General features: G+C 76.1%; 1 pseudogene. It reads left to right on the forward strand.

What is annotated here, in order from left to right:
- Window positions 1–217 (forward strand): annotated as a pseudogene (locus CCN29_RS36165) (inositol-3-phosphate synthase); the annotation flags it as partial.
- Between the last annotated feature and the right edge of the window lie 51 nt (window positions 218–268).

The raw sequence follows: 268 nt of genomic DNA on the forward strand, positions 1-268 counted from the left end.
CGACTCCGCCCTCGCCGCGCCCCTCGTCCTGGACCTGGCCCGGCTGCTCCTCCGCGCCGGGCAGCAGGGCGTCACCGGCCCGCTCGGCGAACTCGGCTTCTACTTCAAGGACCCGGTCGGCGACGGCCCGGCTTCCCTGGGCGAGCAGTACACGGAGCTGAAACGCTTCGCCGCACGCCTGCGCGACGACGCGGCGGACAGCGGGGCGCACCGATGACCTCCACCGCGTCCCCGCCCCTCGCCTCCGTGGACCGGGACGCCACCCCCG

Source organism: Streptomyces pseudogriseolus (genome assembly GCA_002154585.1).
GTDB classification, from domain to species: domain Bacteria; phylum Actinomycetota; class Actinomycetes; order Streptomycetales; family Streptomycetaceae; genus Streptomyces; species Streptomyces pseudogriseolus.